Below are 17,097 nucleotides of genomic sequence, written 5' to 3' on the forward strand. Positions count from 1 at the left end.
CTTATAAATACGGTGCTGCAAAATTAAAAATCCAACCTACTAACGTAAATGCCGTTAATAGTACAACCAACAGCACCGCCAAAAGGCGCCACTGCATGACTTGTTTAAGTAAAACAAATTCAGGGAAACTGGCTGCGACGGTACTCATACAAAATGCCAGCGTGGTACCAATGGGTAAGCCATTTGCCAACAAGCTTTCCATCACAGGAATTATACCCGTTGCATTAGAATACAAAGGAATACCGATTAGCACTGCCACAGGTACAGACCACCACTGACCTTGACCTAAATGGGTTTCGACCCAGCCCTCTGGTACAAAACCATGCAAGGCAGCGCCAAGACCTACGCCGATAACGACCCACTTCCATACGCGACTAAAAATCTCAATTGCCTCCGTTTTAGCAAAGGCATGACGCTCAGAAAAGGATAAAACACGGCCTGGAATAGCGGCATCGTTCGATAACGCCATCTGCCGTCCACGGACTAGGGCCTCTGCAGCGAAGGATTGTAACCAACGCTCAGCCTTCATCGCATCTAACAACAGCCCGCTGACTATGCCCACTGTCATACCAACGACAACATATAGCAAGGTAAACTTCCAGCCTAACAAACTCATAAGCAGTAATACGGCGACTTCATTGATCAAAGGCGATGTGATCAAAAATGCCATCGTAATACCAAGGGGAATGCCAGCCGAAGTAAAACCTAAAAAGACCGGGATGCTCGAGCAAGAACAAAAAGGGGTAATCGCGCCAAAGGTCGACCCCAATAAATAACCTACACTCCTATTCTTACTGGCTAAATAATCCCGAACGCGCTCAACATCTAGGGAAGCACGTAGTAGTGCAATGAAATAAATCATCATCACCAGTAATACAAAAATTTTACTGACATCTTCAACAAAAAAATGTACTGCGCCGCCCAAGGCTGAATCGGCCTCGAGACCAAACACGCCATACACTAGCCAAGTCGCAAATTCAGTAAATATCTGAAACATGTTGATCCCTAATAAAATATTAACTTACTTCACTATAATTTAGGATTAACCCTATCAGAGTGCGCTGTGTAACGTACTGAAGGTATCGCAGTCACCTTATCTCTTATTCTTACCCAATCATCTAAGCACAGTCACTTAGGCTGCTCTCAGAATTTAACCAAATAAACAAATAGCGACTGAGACGACAAGCTCAAAAAATGAGAGGGATGGGCTATGCTCACCACTACCAATATGGAATGGGTCAGTTTAGGCTGTGTGGAATGGATAAATTGAGATTGTGAGGCAGTGCAATCCGTTAATTATAGATAAAGCTTTAGCTTAAAAAAATAACAGCTACGCAGCAATCGTCATAGTGCGCTTCATTCTATTTGCGGATAATTTGGCTAGCAGTAAGGTAAATAACATATCAACATGACGAAAACGGCAAAGCTCGCCATTGCAGGATAAATAAGCCAACTTATGGTGCAGCTAACCGTCTGCGATATGCAGCCCGGTTAGCCGTTTCAGCGTATTTACTTCGGTATGTCACTTAGCGGAATACCTAGCGCTTTAGCGATACCCTTACCGTAGGCGGGGTCTGCTTTAAAACAGTTGCCAATATGACGGATTTGAATTTCTCTTGGTGCATCACCAATAGAGCGAGCCGTATTATCAAACAATACTTGCTGCTGTTCTGGCGACATTAAGCGGAACAACGCACCAGGCTGCGAGTAATAATCCGCATCCTCACGGTGATCCCAGTGAGCAGCAGCACCCGACAACTCCAGCGGTGGCTCGCTAAAATCCGGTTGTTCTTGCCATTCACCATAACTATTAGGCTCGTAACCCAGTGTACTGCCGTGGTTGCCATCGACACGCATAGCACCATCACGGTGATAGCTACTAACAGGGCAACGAGCCGCATTAACAGGTACTAAATGATGGTTTACACCCAAACGATAACGCTGGGCATCGCCATAAGAGAACAAACGCCCTTGCAGCATTTTATCGGGCGAAAAACCGATGCCTGGTACAATGTTAGCGGGGTTAAATGCGGCTTGTTCAACTTCAGCAAAATAGTTATCTGGGTTACGGTTAAACTCGATTTCACCGACCTCAATTAAAGGGTAATCGCCGTGTGGCCACACCTTGGTTAAATCAAATGGGTTGTATGGTACGGTAGCCGCATCTTTCTCTGGCATGACTTGTACATACAAAGTCCATTTCGGAAATTCGCCGCGCTCAATCGCTTCATATAAATCGCGTTGATGGGTTTCACGACACTCACCCACCGCTTTTGTGGCTTCAGCATCGGTCATATTTTTAATGCCTTGCTGAGTGCGCCAATGGAACTTAACCCAAAAACGCTCATTACTAGCATTGATAAAGCTAAAAGTATGCGAGCCAAAACCATGCATATGGCGATAACTGCTAGGAATACCGCGATCACTCATCACCACTGTTACTTGATGCAACGCCTCTGGTAACGATGTCCAAAAATCCCAGTTATTTTTTGCGCTACGCATATTGGTGCGTGGATCGCGTTTTACGGCGTGATTAAGATCGGGGAATTTTAGCGGATCACGTAAAAAGAAAACTGGCGTATTATTACCCACTAAATCCCAATTGCCTTCTTCTGTATAAAATTTCAGGGCAAAACCACGAATATCACGCTCAGCATCGGCGGCGCCGCGCTCACCCGCCACGGTAGACATACGGCTAAACAGTGCGGTCTTTTTACCGACTTGGCTAAATAACTTGGCGCGCGTGTATTGGGTAATATCCTTGGTGACGGTAAAGGTACCATAAGCGCCAGAACCTTTGGCGTGCATACGTCTTTCAGGGATCACTTCTCGGTCAAAATGCGCCAGTTTTTCCAGAAACCAAACATCCTGTAATAACTGTGGGCCGCGTGGTCCGGCCGTCATAACGTTCTGGTTATGCGCAACAGGACAGCCTGCATTAGTGGTTAATTTTTTCTTGTCAGTCATGATTTTCTCCTGTGGGGTGGTACATCTTGGCTAAGTTTTTTTGGAGCGGTGTTAATCCGTCCTAAGTGCTCACCGCAAACCAGTTGAACTCACTGTTTTAATTGAAAAATAACACTAGCTACAATGACAAGCCTCAGTTTTTGATAAAACGGACTCTCTGCTTTGATTCGCTGTAATAGATATCAAACGTCGACTTTGAAGGGGTATTTATGCGAGATATAAATAACCATTAATATAAACAATAACGTTCATAGCCCTATTTCGCTACACACTTATTTACTGAGTTAGTTATCCTGCGATGGTTATTTCGCAAGGTAGCGGCGATCAATATGCACCACCTGTAGACAATTCATATCTTTTTTAATGAGTTATGTGAAGGCTATCCATATAATTGACATACCTCTTTCTACCTAGATTAACGTTTGATTTAGCTGACAGTGCTAGGGTTAAACTGCCGCCCCTTAAAGCCCACGCTGCCATTCTTGTCTTAAGGGAATGCTGCGCGGCGCATTGATGGCGAGTGCAACCTGTGCCAGCAATTTCGCCTTGTCCTTACCAAGCACGCCTTTGAGCACTAAATAATTGGAGGCATGGTCTGATCTAAAAATCGTCTGTTCTAATTCCAAATGATTCAATAGGGTATGCATTTCTTGGAACAAGCCATGTTGATCCGGCAACTGAAATTGACCGCCAAATACTGCGTCCATTCGCTCTGTGCCTAAGGGTAAAGTGACCACTAAGGTAGAGAGATAATCTGGCTGAGCGGCATTCATTAACTTAGCTGAATTAACCGCATGTTGATGGGATAACTCAACGCCGCCTAAGCCATTGAGGATCATTACCGATGACTTCATCCCCGCGGCGCGGATTTTAAGTAGCGCCGCGAGTGATGACTCAAAAGTCTCACCCTTTTGGATTTTATCTAGCACTAGATCATCGCCACTTTCACAACCAATATAGAGTAAAGACAGCCCAAGTTCGCGTAGGCGTGCAAGTTGCTCTGGGGTTTTATTATTCAGATTACGCGGCAAACAATAACTGCTAATACGCGTAACCTGCGGCAAGTGAGTGTTGATCAACTCACAAATGGCTTCAAGCCGAGCAAAGGGCAAGCTCATGGCATCGCCGTCGGCCAAAAATATCCGCGAAACCGCCACGCCAGCACGCGCCACGGCCAGAATATCCTGCTCAACCTTATCGAGCTTTTGTGCCCGAAAGGCTTTTTGCGGCTGGGTATACATGTCGCAAAAGCTGCACTGATTCCAACTGCAACCATTAGTCACTTGCAGTATCAATGACTTCCATTCTGATGGCGGTCTAAATACTGGCTCGATATAGTTAATCAACACTGCAAGCTCCTAATAATTTATCTCACGATTAGACAATAATTTGGTGATAGGTTTCCACATGGAACGACTCAACCAATTCGGGCATCACTTGGTGGAAATAATGTTGAATGGCGTCTTTAGCGCAGTGCTCATCAAAAGCAGCAATATCGACAAACTTCTCTACAAACGTCACCCGACGTGGTTCATCACGGCTCACATTAAGCTCGTATCGAATACAACCCGCTTCGCGGCGCGTATCTGGAATAAGGCTCGCAAGCGCCGCGATCAGCGCTTCGGTTTTACCCTCTTTAGCCAAAAAACTCGCCACACAGGCAATTTGCTGTTGATTGATTTTATAATCCGTTGAAGTCGACATCTCGGTTCCTTATTGGGCTTAGCGTTGAATGCTTATGTGCCTAGCTTTTGTTGATCGCTTATGCTGATTGATAGCGCATATCTAAATGGGGAATACCATCTTCTAAATACATTTGCGAGCAGGCTTTAAACCCCAGCGTTTGATAAAAGGCTTTCAGGTAATCTTGGGCACCAATTTGAATGCCAGCATCGGGCCAAGTCGTTAGCACAGCTTCGATGGCGTGTTGCATTAAAAGCATTGCCAGCCCTTTACCTCGCGCTGATGGCGATACCACCACGCGGCCAATACTCGCCTCAGGATAGCTTAGCCCCGGCGGTAAAATGCGCGCGTAACTAAGGAGTTCACCCGCTGGCGACAAGCCAATTAAATGTTGGGTTTGTGGGTGCCTATCCTTATCATCAAGCTCAGGATACGCGCAGGCCTGCTCCACCACAAACACATCGACTCTGAGTTTTAATATGTCGTATAGCGTATTGGCATTTAATTGATTAAATGTAAGATTTTGCCACTGCAAGCGTTCACCTTCTGCACATCATCGAAAAAGAGCTTTGAGTCTACCACAGCATAAAGACCATAAAAAAGCACCTTAATCGGCTAAGACTAAGGTGTAAAACGTGTTGAATAGATTAAATAAATTTGAGAGGGATTTATGCTATTCAACAAGGTCAACTAACAACTTCGTCTTTATTCGACCATAGCATCGTGGGATACCGGCACCGTGGGTTTACGAATAAGCAATACGGCAAAAACAGCGATAAGTAACAGCGCGCCTATAATGTAGAACACATCGTTATAGGCTTGAATATAGGCTTGCTGGCTCATGGTTTTAGCTAATAAAGCTTTTGCTTGCAAAGCCGCAGTGTAAGGGTCTGAACCTCCCGCTTGCAACATACTGGCGCTTTGAGCTAAATAATCCTGCGCTTGTGTGCTCACTGCGGGTAAAGATTCTTTAATATGCGCCAAATGTGCGCGCGACAAGGTATCAGACAGGGTCGCAACTAACGCAATACCAAAGGCGCCGCCTAAGTTACGCATCACGTTTAATACCGTTGATGCCGAGGCATTTTCATGGGGTTTTAAATGCATGGTCGCGAGCATCCCAATCGGCACTAAGATAAACGGCTGGCCCAGAGCTCGTACTATTTGCGAGGCGATCATCTGTGGGCCGGCATAATCTGCGGTCATCTGACTATTCATGTAATAGCTAATGGCGAACATTAAAAAACCAAACGCGGCAAGATAACGGCTATCAAAACGCTCCATTAATTTGGGCACTAAGGGCAACACTAATAACTGTGGAAATCCCATCCACATAATCACGCCACCGATTTCTAACGGTGTGTAATCGTGAACTTGCGATAGATACAGCGGAATTAAATAGATAGCGCCAAACAGTGCCATCCCGAGTAAAAAATAGGCCACGGTGGAAAGCAAAAAGTCACGTTTACCGAGTAGACGCAAATTGACTAATGGCTCTTTACGCCTTAACTGGATCCACACAAACAACACTATATTAACAGCAGCAATGATCGTTAAATTACGAATAAGCTCCGAGCCAAACCAGTCTTTACGGTTACCTTCTTCGAGCACTACTTCAAGGCAACCCATGCCTAATGCCATAGTGACAATGCCCGCTAAATCGACATTTTTCAGTTTATCCCAAACAATCGATTTTTTCTCTAAACCGTAAGCCAACATCGCCATCACCAACAAACCCGGTGGCACGTTGATATAAAACAGATAATGCCAGCTAAATTGCTCGGTCAACCAACCGCCTAATGTCGGGCCAATTGAAGGGGCAAAGGTTGCAGTAACACCAAATAACGCCATGCCGACAGCACGCTTATTATCGGGTAAAAACTCCAGAATCAGCCTAAAGGCCAGCGGAATAAGCGCGCCACCAAAGAAACCTTGCAGCGCCCGAAAGGCGATCATCGCCTCTAAATTCCACGCTAAAGAGCATAAAATTGAAGCAAAAATAAAGGCGGCGGTGGTCCACAGTAAATAACGTCTGACCGACAATCCAGTACTGAGCCAACCCGAGAGCGGGATCGCAATCATTTCAGCCACCAGATACGCGGTTGAAATCCAACTGCCTTCTTCGAGGGTTGCGCCTAGGCTGCCTTGAATTTCCTTCAACGATGCATTGGTAATTTGGATATCGAGGATCGCCATAAAAGCGCCAATCAAACCACCAAATACAGCAATCCATGAGCGGCGACTACCACGCTCATAACCAGTGGGGATTTTAGATGCACTGATGCCCTGCGCCTCCATATCGGCAGACGCAGCTATAGAGCCAGTTGCGCTCATACTAACGACCTATATTTGCAGCGATTGCCGATGTAACTGGGCCTGACGCCGTATCTACTTTCACTACCGCACTTAACCCCGGTAATACGTGCGCCTCTTCCGCAGACAAATCGAGGCGAATACGCACAGGAATGCGTTGCACTATTTTAGTGAAGTTACCGGTGGCATTTTCTGCTGGCAATAGACTAAATTTGGAGCCGGACGCTGGTGACAGACTGTCGATAACACCGATGAAGGTTTTATCAGGAAACGCATCAAGACTGACCTGTACCGACTGCCCTGCTTGCATATGTTGGATTTGGGTCTCTTTAAAATTCGCCGTGATCCACACAGCCCCATCCGGAACCAAACTGTAAAGTGCTTGGCCGGGCTGCACATATTGCCCCACCATAGCGCCACGTTTACCAATCACCCCAGAAAACGGTGCGGTAACACGGGTATCATTTAACTGAATCTTAGCCAGTTCTAAGGTGGCGTTAGCCCGTTCAACTACGGAATCCGCCTGATCTAACTGAGCATTAAAAACTGCTAACTCACGTTGTTTTGCCACCAGCACGGCTTTAGCTTCATCGAGGCGGGCAGCAGCAGAATCAAATCCTGCTTGCAGTTGGTCAACATCATCTTGGGAGCTGTAATTACTGACTTTAAGCTTTTGCGAGCGGCTCAATTGTTGCTGCGCCCGTATTTTATCGGACTGGGCTGCCACAACACCGGCACTGGCTTGGGTGATTAAAGCACGTTGTAACTCCACTTTAGCGGCCAAGGTTTGCAAGTCTGCCTTCGAACTGGCAAGCGATGCTTCGGCTTGATTCAATTTGGCAGTAAATTGGTTATCTTCAAGCTGGGCTAATAACTCACCCTTTTGCACATGTTGGTTATCGGTTACGCCACTTAACACCACGTAACCAGGCACTTTAACGCTAACATGGGAAATATCCGCATCCACATAAGCGTTATCCGTGGTTTCAAGAAAACGTACCAGTGTCCACCAGTAATAACCGCCTCCCGCAACTGCGGCAAATAACAATGGGACGGCGATAATGAGTTTACTTTTGGACATGAATGACTCCTTGATTAGTGATATCTAGTGTACTACTGTCTCAATAAGTTTATTAGTCAGTAAAAAATAACCCCACTGTTTCACAGGTGTAACAATGATGGATCTCAATCGCGTGCAAATTTTCGCTCAAGTAGTCGAGCAAGGCAGTTTTACTGGCGCTGCAAAAGCCCTTGGGATTACTAAAGCCACCGTAAGCCGTAAAATTGCTGAACTCGAAGCGGATACCGGAGCACAACTGCTATTTCGTACCACTAGAGCCCTAAAGCTTACCGAGGCGGGATCGAGTTATTACAATCGCATCAATAAAATTCTTATCGATTTACAGAGCGCCGAACATCAGCTCAGCGCCCAGCAACAATTGATCAAAGGTAATCTTAAAATTGTTTGCCCGATTGAATTAGGTCAACTCTTTTTAGGGCCAATTTTCGCCCAGTTTTTAACACTTTATCCTGATATTACTATAGACGCCGAGCTGACTAATCGTAAAGTCGATGCAATAGAAGAAGGTATCGATTTGTTATTTCAAATTGCCGATTCGAGTGATACCCGCCTGCAAAGCTATGCCTTAGTCAATGCCCATAAATCGCTCATGGCAAGCCCGGCTTATTTAGCCCAGCATGGCACACCCAAAGTGCCACAGGACTTAACTAAGCATAAAGCCATCCGTTTGCAGTCGGCACATATTGAAGGAGCATGGAAGTTATTCGATGGTAAAAGCTGGATTATTGCTGAACCCATGACCCAACTGACGGTAAACAATGTCACTCTAGCCCGCGAGGCCGCCATTGCAGGGCTTGGAATAACAGCAGTGCCCTCTATCATCGCCCAAACAGCATTAGAAAAGGGCCACTTAATCCCATTATTAGATGACTACCCGATGAGCCAGACTAAGGTCGTGCTCAGCTATCCGCAACGGGCATATTTACCGCGAAAATACCGTGTTTTTATAGAGTTTATCTATTCCGCTTTATTTAAACGTTGGGGATCGCAAGTATTAGAAGTTCCCGATTTTATCAGCCAAGCCGATACTAGCGCGTAAATCATTTCGCTATTAGCAGTAACAATTGTAACTTTTGAGGTTTTAAATCGCAGTAGAAAGAAGAATACCCCAAGCTCATAATTGCCTTAATCCACAAGCCACTATAAGCTTACAAAGGTAACGAACAGCAAAAATTTATTAGGTTTTGTTGATACATCCTTCATAACAATATTTAACATTCAATCTTAATTTTGGAGAAACCCCGATGAGCTTACTTAAAGAGTTCAAGGCTTTTGCGTCACGTGGCAATGTTATCGACATGGCTGTAGGTATTATCATTGGTGCCGCATTCGGAAAAATCGTGTCGTCTTTTGTGGCCGATGTCATCATGCCACCAATTGGTATTATCCTAGGCGGGGTAAACTTTAGCGATTTGAGCATAGTGCTACAGGCCGCTCAAGGTGACACGCCATCAGTTGTTATTGCTTATGGTAAATTTATTCAAACCATTATCGACTTTACTATTATCGCTTTCGCCATTTTCATGGGTGTTAAAGCGATTAACCGCTTAAAGCGCAAAGAAGAAGCCGCCCCAACAGCGCCACCAGCACCAACCAAAGAGCAAGAGTTACTGTCTGAAATCCGTGACTTATTAAAAGCTCAGCAAGAAAAATAATCTACCATCTTAGCGCCGGACATAAAAAAACCATCGACTTCGATGGTTTTTTTATGTCCGTTAGATAAGCAATTACTCAGCTTCAATGTGTATCGTTTCACTGTAATCTTGTACCACTTCGGCGACACGAATACGGTAAGAATTAAACAAGCAAGGCACTATGCCCGTTTGCTCAGCAATGCTGTGGGCCATTTGATTACGCCATTGGGTAATAGAGGCTTGGTCTTCCCAAAACGACAAACTCAGCACTTTGCCATCGTCAGTTAAGCTCTGAAAACGTTCAATCGAAATTAATCCCTTACGGCCTTCTAAATATTGGCGCATTTCAGCCGCCACGTGCAGATACTCTTCCTTCCCTTCTTGTGTCGGGATGACTTCAAAAATTACAGCGATCATAACGCTCTCCAAAAATTAACGTCCTTAAATGTCAGTTCTAAGACTAGCCTATCTACAGCCTGTTAGCTCACTGATTTTTTAATCTTTTAGTCAATAAAATAACCTGCTCTAATACGAGGATAATCACCTTAAAGAGTTCAAGATATTGTCCTCGTTCACGGCTTAATTTAAGTTTAACTCCGCTTAACCAAGTGCATCGAAGTGCTTATCGTTTCTATACAACCATCTATATAAGGTTGGTAATACCAGTAACGTCAGCGCCGTCGAGCTAAATAAGCCACCGATAATCACCACTGCTAACGGTTTTTGGATTTCGCTGCCCACGCCAGAAGATAATAAAATAGGGATCAAGCCTAATGCCGAGGTCAGTGCCGTCATTAATACCGGTCGTAATCGGCCAACGGTTCCTTCATATACGCAGTCATACAGTGCTTCACCACTTTGCCTACGCTGATTAATAGAATCCACCAACACCACACCATTAAGTACGGCCACACCAAATAGAGTGATAAAGCCAATTGAGCTAGGCACAGATAAATAAGTGCCACTGACATACAAAGCCACTATGCCGCCAATCAAAGCTAAGGGTACGTTCGCCATAATGAGTAACACTTGCTTGAATGAACCAAAGGAGAAGTACAACAGCAAGGCAATCAAGGCGATAGAAACTGGCACCACTAGCATCAGCTTTTGCTGTGCCCGTTGCTGATTCTCATACTGACCACCAATGATCACCGTATAGCCTGCTGGTAAGTCAATTTGTGGTACTAAAGCATAGATATCTTTCACCACAGAGCCCATATCGCGCCCTGCCACGTTAGCCTGCACCACCACGCGGCGCTGTACATCGTCACGGCGAATATTCGGCGGCGCCATTTCTACCTCTACTGTGGCAATTTCTTCTAAGCGTACCGTGGCACCATTAGTGCCACTGAGTAGCAAGTCTTTAATCGCATCGGGACTTTGGCGAAACTCCGCCGCGAGGCGCAGATTGATGTCGTATCTGGCATTACCATCAATAACCTGTCCCGCACTCGCACCGCCAATGCCTTGGCTAACAAGGCTCATCACTTGGTCGACACTTATGCCATAACGCGCCAATAGCTCGCGCTTTGGCCGCACCACTAATTGCGCCTCACCGCTGACTTGCTCAAGTGATACATCAACAGCGCCGGGGGTTTTTGCGACTAAATCAGTGAGCGTTTGGCCCTTCTGTGACAATACCGCTAAATCTGGGCCGAATATTTTGATCGCCAATTGCGCTTTTACGCCCGAAAGCAACTCATCTACCCGCGTTGCAATCGGTTGTGAAAAGGTCAGCAAAAGCCCAGGGAACACACTGAGTTTAGTTTCCATCAAGCGTTGTAATGCTAAACGTGAACTCGCCGATTGCCACTCATCTATTGGTTTGAGCCCGATATAAATTTCGATATTACTCACAGGCTCAGGATCGCCGCCAAGCTCAGGCGCGCCAATGCGACTTAAGGCATATTCCACCTCGGGAAACTCTAGCAAAATAGCCTCGAGTTTAGGCGCCACTTCAAGCGACGTGCCTAAACTGGCGGTCGGCGCCAGCGTCACTCGCATGTTAATCGTGCCCTCCTCTAGTTCGGGGACAAACTCTGTACCCAGTTGCGGTAATAACAATAAGCTAAAACCAAACATCAATAGGGCACTGAGTATCACCATTTTTGGCCTTGCGAGTGTTGTTGTCAGTAGCCTGCGATAAGCCGTATCCAACGGCGCTAAAATTATACTTTGTTTAAGTACCACGCCATGCTTGAACAGATACACGGCAAGGGCTGGCACCGCAATAAGTGCTACCAACAGTGCCGATATCATCGCCAGAATAATACTGACCGCCATCGGCTGAAATAGCTTACCTTCAACCCCTTCTAGGGCAAACAGCGGTGCAAACACCACGATAATAATTGCGGTCGCAAAAAAGATAGGGCTACAAACCTCTTTTGCCGCAAGCATGATGCGGATGACCATGCTATCGGCAGCCTTAGTTGAGTCAGTTACGCTATTTTTTCCGCTATCACTTCGTTCTCTAATCCCGTTAACACCATCCTCATCGCCGTGATAGGGGTCGAGCTCACCATCGGCGCGCGTGCTTGCCGCCTTTAAATGACGGCGATCTGGCTGAGTGAGATGCTTGAAAATATTCTCCACCATCACCACAGAACCATCGACTAACATGCCGATCGCCACGGCTAAACCACCCAGCGACATTAAGTTTGCCGACAGCCCGTAGTAGGACATAGCCATTAACGCCAGCCCGATAGAAACGGGTATGGATAACAGCACCAGTAAGGTAGCCCGAATATTGACAAGGAACAGCGCCAAAATCACGACAATAAACACGAAGGCCATTAACAGCGCATCACGCACCGTCGTTACGGCTTGTTTGACCAAATCAGCTTGATCGTAAAACACCTCAAAAGACACACCGTCGGGCAATCCCTGTTCAATAAGCTTCACCCGCGCGCTAATATCATCAATCGTCGCCTTAGTGTTAGCGCCCATGCGTTTAAGCACCACACCCGCCACCACTTCACCAAGAGGTTGCGCTTGTCCGCTAGTATCGCGGCGCGTCATCGTAACCGCGCCGACACGGATTTCACTGCCAAAGTCCACTTTGGCGATATCCCCCACGCGCACGGGTGTGCCTTTAGCCTCCGTAAGAGGGATTTGTGCGATCGCCACTAAACCCTCTTTCCCTGCGGGCAACATACCGTAACCGCGCACCACCAGCTGCTCTTGGCCTTGGTCCATAAACCAACCTCCAGCGTTACGGTTATTGCTTTCAAGCGCCTCGGTCACTTGCGCCATCGACAAGCCATAGGCACGCAGCTTATTGGGGTCGACCTGCACTTGGTATTGGCGCACATCGCCACCAAAAGACAACACTTCAGTCACGCCGCCAACGGGCATCAGTATCAGTTTCACTAGATAATCATTTAAGCTACGTAATTCGGTAGAACTGATGCCAGAGCTGGGTTCGGCGCGCAGAATATATTGATAGATCTGCCCTAACCCTGATGTGTTGGGGCCAATTTCAGGTACACCTACACCGCTTGGGATCATCTCCCGCGCCGCTTGCAACTGTTCAAACACCTGCTGGCGGGCAAAGTAAATATCCGTCCCTTCGGCAAAGACTACGGTCACGATAGATAAGCCAGTACGCGATAGCGAACGAACCTCAGTTACCGCAGGTAAGGCGTACATAGCCGATTCCACCGGATAACTGATGAGCTTTTCGACCTCTTCAGCCGCTAATCCTTCAGCCGCAGTATTAATGGTCACTTGCACGTTGGTGACATCGGGAAAAGCATCAAGATTTAATTTAGGTAACATAAACACGCTTGCTACTATCATAGCGAGCAGCGCCAACACCACTAACAGCCGATTTTTAATCGCGGCTTCGATTAACTTTTGTAACATACAAAATCCCTCAAGCGTTCAGTGGCAACATTAGTGGTTATGGATATCAAAGCCCGCTTTCGCCAACTCAGATGCTAAGAAAAATGCCCCACTAACCACGACCTTAAGCTGTGCTTGTCTAGCTTTTTCAAGCTCAGCACTTTGCACTACACTCAACCCACGCTGACGCTGCACCACTTCAACCTCAATCGATTCAAAACCATCTTCATCTTGAATAAAAATCTGCCAATCACCATCGCCGCTACGGGTAAGCGCCGCATCGGGCAGCACAATTCCACCAGCCTTATCAGCAGAGTTGGCGATAGTATTGGCAAAATACAGCTCGGCAAATTGCCCCGCATGCAACACATGATTAGGATTGGGCATACTCACTAGCACTTGCTCGGTGCGCGTCACGCTATCAAGTTCATGGGAACGGCCAATAATTTTACCCGCCAGCGTTTTATCACCCACTTGTACCAAGGCGGCGCTGCCGACATTTATATGTGCAGTTTGCGTTGGCGTTAACTGCGCCTCGACCCATAAATAGGATTCATCGGTCAGCTGCATTAACGGCGTACCGGCGCTAAACACTTGCCCTAGCATGGCGATATCCTGTTGCACCCGACCCTCAATCGGTGCCAGCAGTTGATAACTACCAATCGCTTCAGGCGTCGATTCTAATGCGCGAATTTGCGCGCTCGTCATTTTAATGGCCTCTAAAATAGCCCGTTTAAGTTCGGCATCTACTTGTGCTTGCATACGGCGGCTAACACTCACAGCGCCCTCACTCATACGTTTAACTCTGCTCCATTCAGCGGCGGCATTGATATAATCTGCCTGCGCCTGGGCAACCGCAGTGCCGCCCAAGGTAAGTAAAGGCTCACCTTTTTTAACCTCTTGCCCAGGTACTACATGGCGTGCCAGCACACGGACATCAAGCTGCGGAGCGAGGGTTGCGGTTCTATCGCGATCCACCACTAAGGTTGCTGTTGCACTAATATCCAGATTTAAGTTGGCGATATTCAAGCTATCGCTCGACAACGGCAACAAGCTAATGCCCGCTAAAGCTTGCTGCGCTGGTGTCAACCTCAGTGCTTGTTCGCCATGTTCATCAGCAGGCTCCGTTTTCGTGACTGAAGCGTGATCATCCCCAGCCCATGAAGATTGCGCGGTAAAAAGCGCCCCGCAGCCAAGCACAAAAAATGCGAGAGCGAGTGTCGACAGTTTAAATTGACGCTTTGCAGGCGCGGTGATTTCAGCTGCAGTCGATTTAGACATGACAATTATTTCTGATATAACAACCGTATAAGACTCGATAGCGTTAAAGTGATTATTTAAATTCATTAGTGTTACCTCATTATTTGACTGTGCGTGCAACGGCGCTTGGCATTGAACTTTTCAATTCAGCGGAGCTGTCCAATAAGGGCATAAGCTGGCCGCTTTCGCCCATCCAAGATAACCAGCTTTGATAAATAGCCGTTTCTAGGTTTAAGCCCACTAAATAGCTGGCGGCTAACTGACGGCGACTCTGTAAGTACTCGCTAGTACTCACATCACCCGCCTGCCATTGTTGGTCTAAGGATTTAGCCGCTTTTGCGGCCGAGGTTTGCACTAGCTCGCGCCAGTCTTGGTAACGCTCTAATAAACGAGGTAACGCATGGAGGACTTGTTGCTGCTTGGCGGTAAGCACTCGCTCACGGGCAAGATAGCCTTGCTGTGCGATCGCGATGCCCTTATCGGCCACAGCTTGTAACTCACTGTAGTTATTACGCACGTGCAGAGGAATCGATACACCAACACCGAGCTTATTATCAGTGCCCTCTTTTTCAGCGCTGATACTGATAGTCGGGTCCGCTGAAGCGTTTGCCTTCACTTGCATCGTATTGACTCTGGCAAGCAACACTTGTTGGTAAGCACTCGAGAGAGCAGGCAAGGTTGACGCCGTATTCACATCGCCTTTCAACTGTGTCACCGAGCGCTTAATTTCTTCGATAAACTCAGCGAAGGCAAAATGATGACCGCCCAGTAGTGCAATCACTTTGCCGTCAGCGACTAAATTTGCCTGCTCGGCAAGCGCATAATCGGCGGTATTGGTCGCAAGCTCCAAACGCATTAGTTGTAATTCGACGTTGGATAAATCCCCCGCAGCCAGCCGCTGCTCGGCAATATTGAGCTGCGCCTTGGTAAACCTGAATTGTTGCTCAGCAAAAGTCAGTGCCTTACGGCTTTGAGCTTGTTCTGCCAACGCCAGTAAACGTTCGGCTAACATTTGGCTACGCTCTAAGCCTATGTCTGCTAACAGGATTTGTGCTTCTAGTTCAGCACGATGCATTGCTACGCCGCGCTTATCGCCCCAATCAAGGGTTTGGCTCAGCCCTACGCTGTAGGAGTCGGTATCGGCATGTTGATAATTAAGCCCAAGTTCGGGGTTATACACGGCGCGATCTGCTGCTTGAATCACCAGTTCGGCTTGCTGTTGCTTTATAAGCTGCGCCTGCACTTCAGGTAACAGATTGAACTGTTTGAGTAACTCAGGCAGCCATTGGCCAAAGGCGATGTATGGCACTTCTATTTTTGGGGTAGGTAAACCCAGTGACTGAGCCTTAAATGCCTTAGCTTCGAGGGAATAAGTTTCAGTGAGGTGATTTTCTGCCGCGAGGGCAAAGGATGCGGGTACAAGGGTCAGCAATAAACCGTTGCCCAATAAACTATATCGACAACAAGATCGGCCTAGCCTCAATAACAAAGGCAAGGCATGGGCGAGAATATTTTTTTTCATCGTAAATCCTAACAATATCGAATGTAGAACGGCTGACTTGTGCGCCTTAATATGAGTGCATACTCACTATCAGGCTCAAATCAATAGGGCTAAGTTAATCAGCGCCGCTCGAATCATCCCGCCATGCTATACATGGGTAAAAATGCACCACTGGCTGCACCGCTAGCGACTCGTTAGCTAATAATTAATTAGTTATCATTGGCTAATAGTGCAGCGCGTCAGTTAAGGCAGTTTTATAGGGATGAATGTCAATGGCTTACCTCACAGCAAAGAATGAAATTCAATAGGATGAATCAATTACTCTCGGCCGAGGAATAAGCAAAATATTGAAGAATTAAACGATAGGTGGGCGGTACTTAGGGAGATTATCAGGTGAGAAATAGGTTAAATCGTTAGCAAGGTAAACGCTTGCTAACGCCTGTTCAGGCTGGTTAAGCACTGAGGATAACAGTGCCACATGACCGCCATGACATTGGCAATCAAGACACAAATCAAAATCTTGTATTTCGGTAGTTTTCACTAAGTGTGAATGAAATTCACTGCCTAGATTTTTACCCGATGTTTTGCCCGCAATATCAACATCCAGTACAAATCCGAGACTTTGCTCGCTTGGGCATACGCAATCGAGACACTGAGTTAAGGTGGTCACTGACGCACTAAATTGCAAATGGGGGTGATTATCAGATTCTTCCGCGCTGTTACCCATATGTAGCTGATGCGCGCCTAAATTCGCACCGGCAAATTGCAGCACAATTATCGCTATCAGTAGGGTCACCATTCTTGTAAAGAAAGGC

The 17,097-nt window shown here is 46.7% G+C and carries 14 protein-coding genes; 2 read left to right on the plus strand and 12 right to left on the minus strand.

Features of this window, described 5'->3' with window-relative positions:
- Position 1: 1 nt before the first annotated feature.
- The 7 genes from L2717_RS10900 to L2717_RS10930 form a co-directional block, all read right to left on the minus strand.
- Positions 2-997 carry a permease gene (locus L2717_RS10900; RefSeq protein ID WP_220773091.1) on the minus strand — a complete coding sequence of 332 codons (996 nt, stop codon included), beginning with the start codon at positions 995-997 and terminating at the stop codon, positions 2-4.
- 512 nt (positions 998-1,509) lie between these two features.
- Entirely contained in the window at positions 1,510-2,967 is a 1,458-nt protein-coding gene (locus tag L2717_RS10905) for a catalase (protein WP_220773092.1), read from the minus strand.
- A gap of 461 nt (positions 2,968-3,428) precedes the next feature.
- Entirely contained in the window at positions 3,429-4,316 is an 888-nt protein-coding gene (locus L2717_RS10910; protein WP_220773093.1) for a radical SAM protein, read from the minus strand.
- A gap of 28 nt (positions 4,317-4,344) precedes the next feature.
- Positions 4,345-4,671, minus strand: a complete 327-nt coding sequence (locus tag L2717_RS10915; RefSeq protein ID WP_006084260.1) for a putative quinol monooxygenase — start codon at positions 4,669-4,671, stop codon at positions 4,345-4,347.
- A 58-nt stretch (positions 4,672-4,729) separates the two neighbouring features.
- Positions 4,730-5,185 (minus strand): GNAT family N-acetyltransferase, encoded by a 456-nt coding sequence (locus tag L2717_RS10920; RefSeq protein WP_220773094.1) that lies wholly within the window; start codon positions 5,183-5,185, stop codon positions 4,730-4,732.
- Positions 5,186-5,355: 170 nt separating this feature from the next.
- A complete protein-coding gene (locus L2717_RS10925; protein WP_220773095.1) occupies positions 5,356-6,984 on the minus strand; it encodes a DHA2 family efflux MFS transporter permease subunit in 1,629 nt (542 codons plus the stop codon).
- A gap of 1 nt (position 6,985) precedes the next feature.
- Positions 6,986-8,044 carry an HlyD family secretion protein gene (locus L2717_RS10930; RefSeq protein ID WP_220773096.1) on the minus strand — a complete coding sequence of 353 codons (1,059 nt, stop codon included), beginning with the start codon at positions 8,042-8,044 and terminating at the stop codon, positions 6,986-6,988.
- 94 nt (positions 8,045-8,138) lie between these two features.
- Between L2717_RS10930 and L2717_RS10935 the strand changes: the two genes are divergently transcribed.
- Entirely contained in the window at positions 8,139-9,083 is a 945-nt protein-coding gene (locus L2717_RS10935) for a LysR family transcriptional regulator (RefSeq protein ID WP_246611734.1), read from the plus strand.
- 205 nt (positions 9,084-9,288) lie between these two features.
- Positions 9,289-9,699: a large-conductance mechanosensitive channel protein MscL gene (gene mscL / locus L2717_RS10940; RefSeq protein ID WP_220773097.1), complete on the plus strand. Its 411-nt coding sequence runs from the start codon at positions 9,289-9,291 to the stop codon at positions 9,697-9,699.
- A 72-nt stretch (positions 9,700-9,771) separates the two neighbouring features.
- Here mscL and L2717_RS10945 read toward each other — a convergent pair whose 3' ends face one another.
- The 5 genes from L2717_RS10945 to L2717_RS10965 form a co-directional block, all read right to left on the minus strand.
- Positions 9,772-10,095 (minus strand): antibiotic biosynthesis monooxygenase family protein, encoded by a 324-nt coding sequence (locus L2717_RS10945; protein ID WP_220773098.1) that lies wholly within the window; start codon positions 10,093-10,095, stop codon positions 9,772-9,774.
- A 183-nt stretch (positions 10,096-10,278) separates the two neighbouring features.
- A complete protein-coding gene (locus L2717_RS10950; RefSeq protein WP_220773099.1) occupies positions 10,279-13,542 on the minus strand; it encodes an efflux RND transporter permease subunit in 3,264 nt (1,087 codons plus the stop codon).
- A gap of 30 nt (positions 13,543-13,572) precedes the next feature.
- On the minus strand, positions 13,573-14,868 hold the full coding sequence (locus L2717_RS10955; protein ID WP_220773100.1) for an efflux RND transporter periplasmic adaptor subunit: 1,296 nt from the start codon (positions 14,866-14,868) through the stop codon (positions 13,573-13,575).
- Between the two features lie 13 nt (positions 14,869-14,881).
- Positions 14,882-16,303 carry a TolC family protein gene (locus tag L2717_RS10960; RefSeq protein ID WP_220773101.1) on the minus strand — a complete coding sequence of 474 codons (1,422 nt, stop codon included), beginning with the start codon at positions 16,301-16,303 and terminating at the stop codon, positions 14,882-14,884.
- A gap of 334 nt (positions 16,304-16,637) precedes the next feature.
- The gene (locus L2717_RS10965) at positions 16,638-17,081 is read right to left on the minus strand and encodes a hypothetical protein (RefSeq protein ID WP_220773108.1); all 444 of its coding nucleotides are present in this window, start codon (positions 17,079-17,081) and stop codon (positions 16,638-16,640) included.
- Between the last annotated feature and the right edge of the window lie 16 nt (positions 17,082-17,097).

Origin of the sequence: Shewanella glacialipiscicola, from assembly GCF_023283485.1 — a bacterium.
GTDB classification, from domain to species: Bacteria; Pseudomonadota; Gammaproteobacteria; order Enterobacterales; family Shewanellaceae; genus Shewanella; species Shewanella glacialipiscicola.

What these genes read in the sequence shown, in the direction of transcription:
- L2717_RS10900 (WP_220773091.1), bottom strand. Translation starts at nt 997, where the DNA reads ATGTTTCAGATATTTACTGAATTTGCGACTTGGCTAGTGTATGGCGTG.
- L2717_RS10905 (WP_220773092.1), bottom strand. Translation starts at nt 2,967, where the DNA reads ATGACTGACAAGAAAAAATTAACCACTAATGCAGGCTGTCCTGTTGCG.
- L2717_RS10915 (WP_006084260.1), bottom strand. Translation starts at nt 4,671, where the DNA reads ATGTCGACTTCAACGGATTATAAAATCAATCAACAGCAAATTGCCTGT.
- L2717_RS10925 (WP_220773095.1), bottom strand. Translation starts at nt 6,984, where the DNA reads ATGAGCGCAACTGGCTCTATAGCTGCGTCTGCCGATATGGAGGCGCAG.
- L2717_RS10930 (WP_220773096.1), bottom strand. Translation starts at nt 8,044, where the DNA reads ATGTCCAAAAGTAAACTCATTATCGCCGTCCCATTGTTATTTGCCGCA.
- L2717_RS10935 (WP_246611734.1), top strand. Translation starts at nt 8,139, where the DNA reads ATGATGGATCTCAATCGCGTGCAAATTTTCGCTCAAGTAGTCGAGCAA.
- mscL (WP_220773097.1), top strand. Translation starts at nt 9,289, where the DNA reads ATGAGCTTACTTAAAGAGTTCAAGGCTTTTGCGTCACGTGGCAATGTT.
- L2717_RS10945 (WP_220773098.1), bottom strand. Translation starts at nt 10,095, where the DNA reads ATGATCGCTGTAATTTTTGAAGTCATCCCGACACAAGAAGGGAAGGAA.
- L2717_RS10950 (WP_220773099.1), bottom strand. Translation starts at nt 13,542, where the DNA reads ATGTTACAAAAGTTAATCGAAGCCGCGATTAAAAATCGGCTGTTAGTG.
- L2717_RS10955 (WP_220773100.1), bottom strand. Translation starts at nt 14,868, where the DNA reads ATGAATTTAAATAATCACTTTAACGCTATCGAGTCTTATACGGTTGTT.
- L2717_RS10960 (WP_220773101.1), bottom strand. Translation starts at nt 16,303, where the DNA reads ATGAAAAAAAATATTCTCGCCCATGCCTTGCCTTTGTTATTGAGGCTA.
- L2717_RS10965 (WP_220773108.1), bottom strand. Translation starts at nt 17,081, where the DNA reads ATGGTGACCCTACTGATAGCGATAATTGTGCTGCAATTTGCCGGTGCG.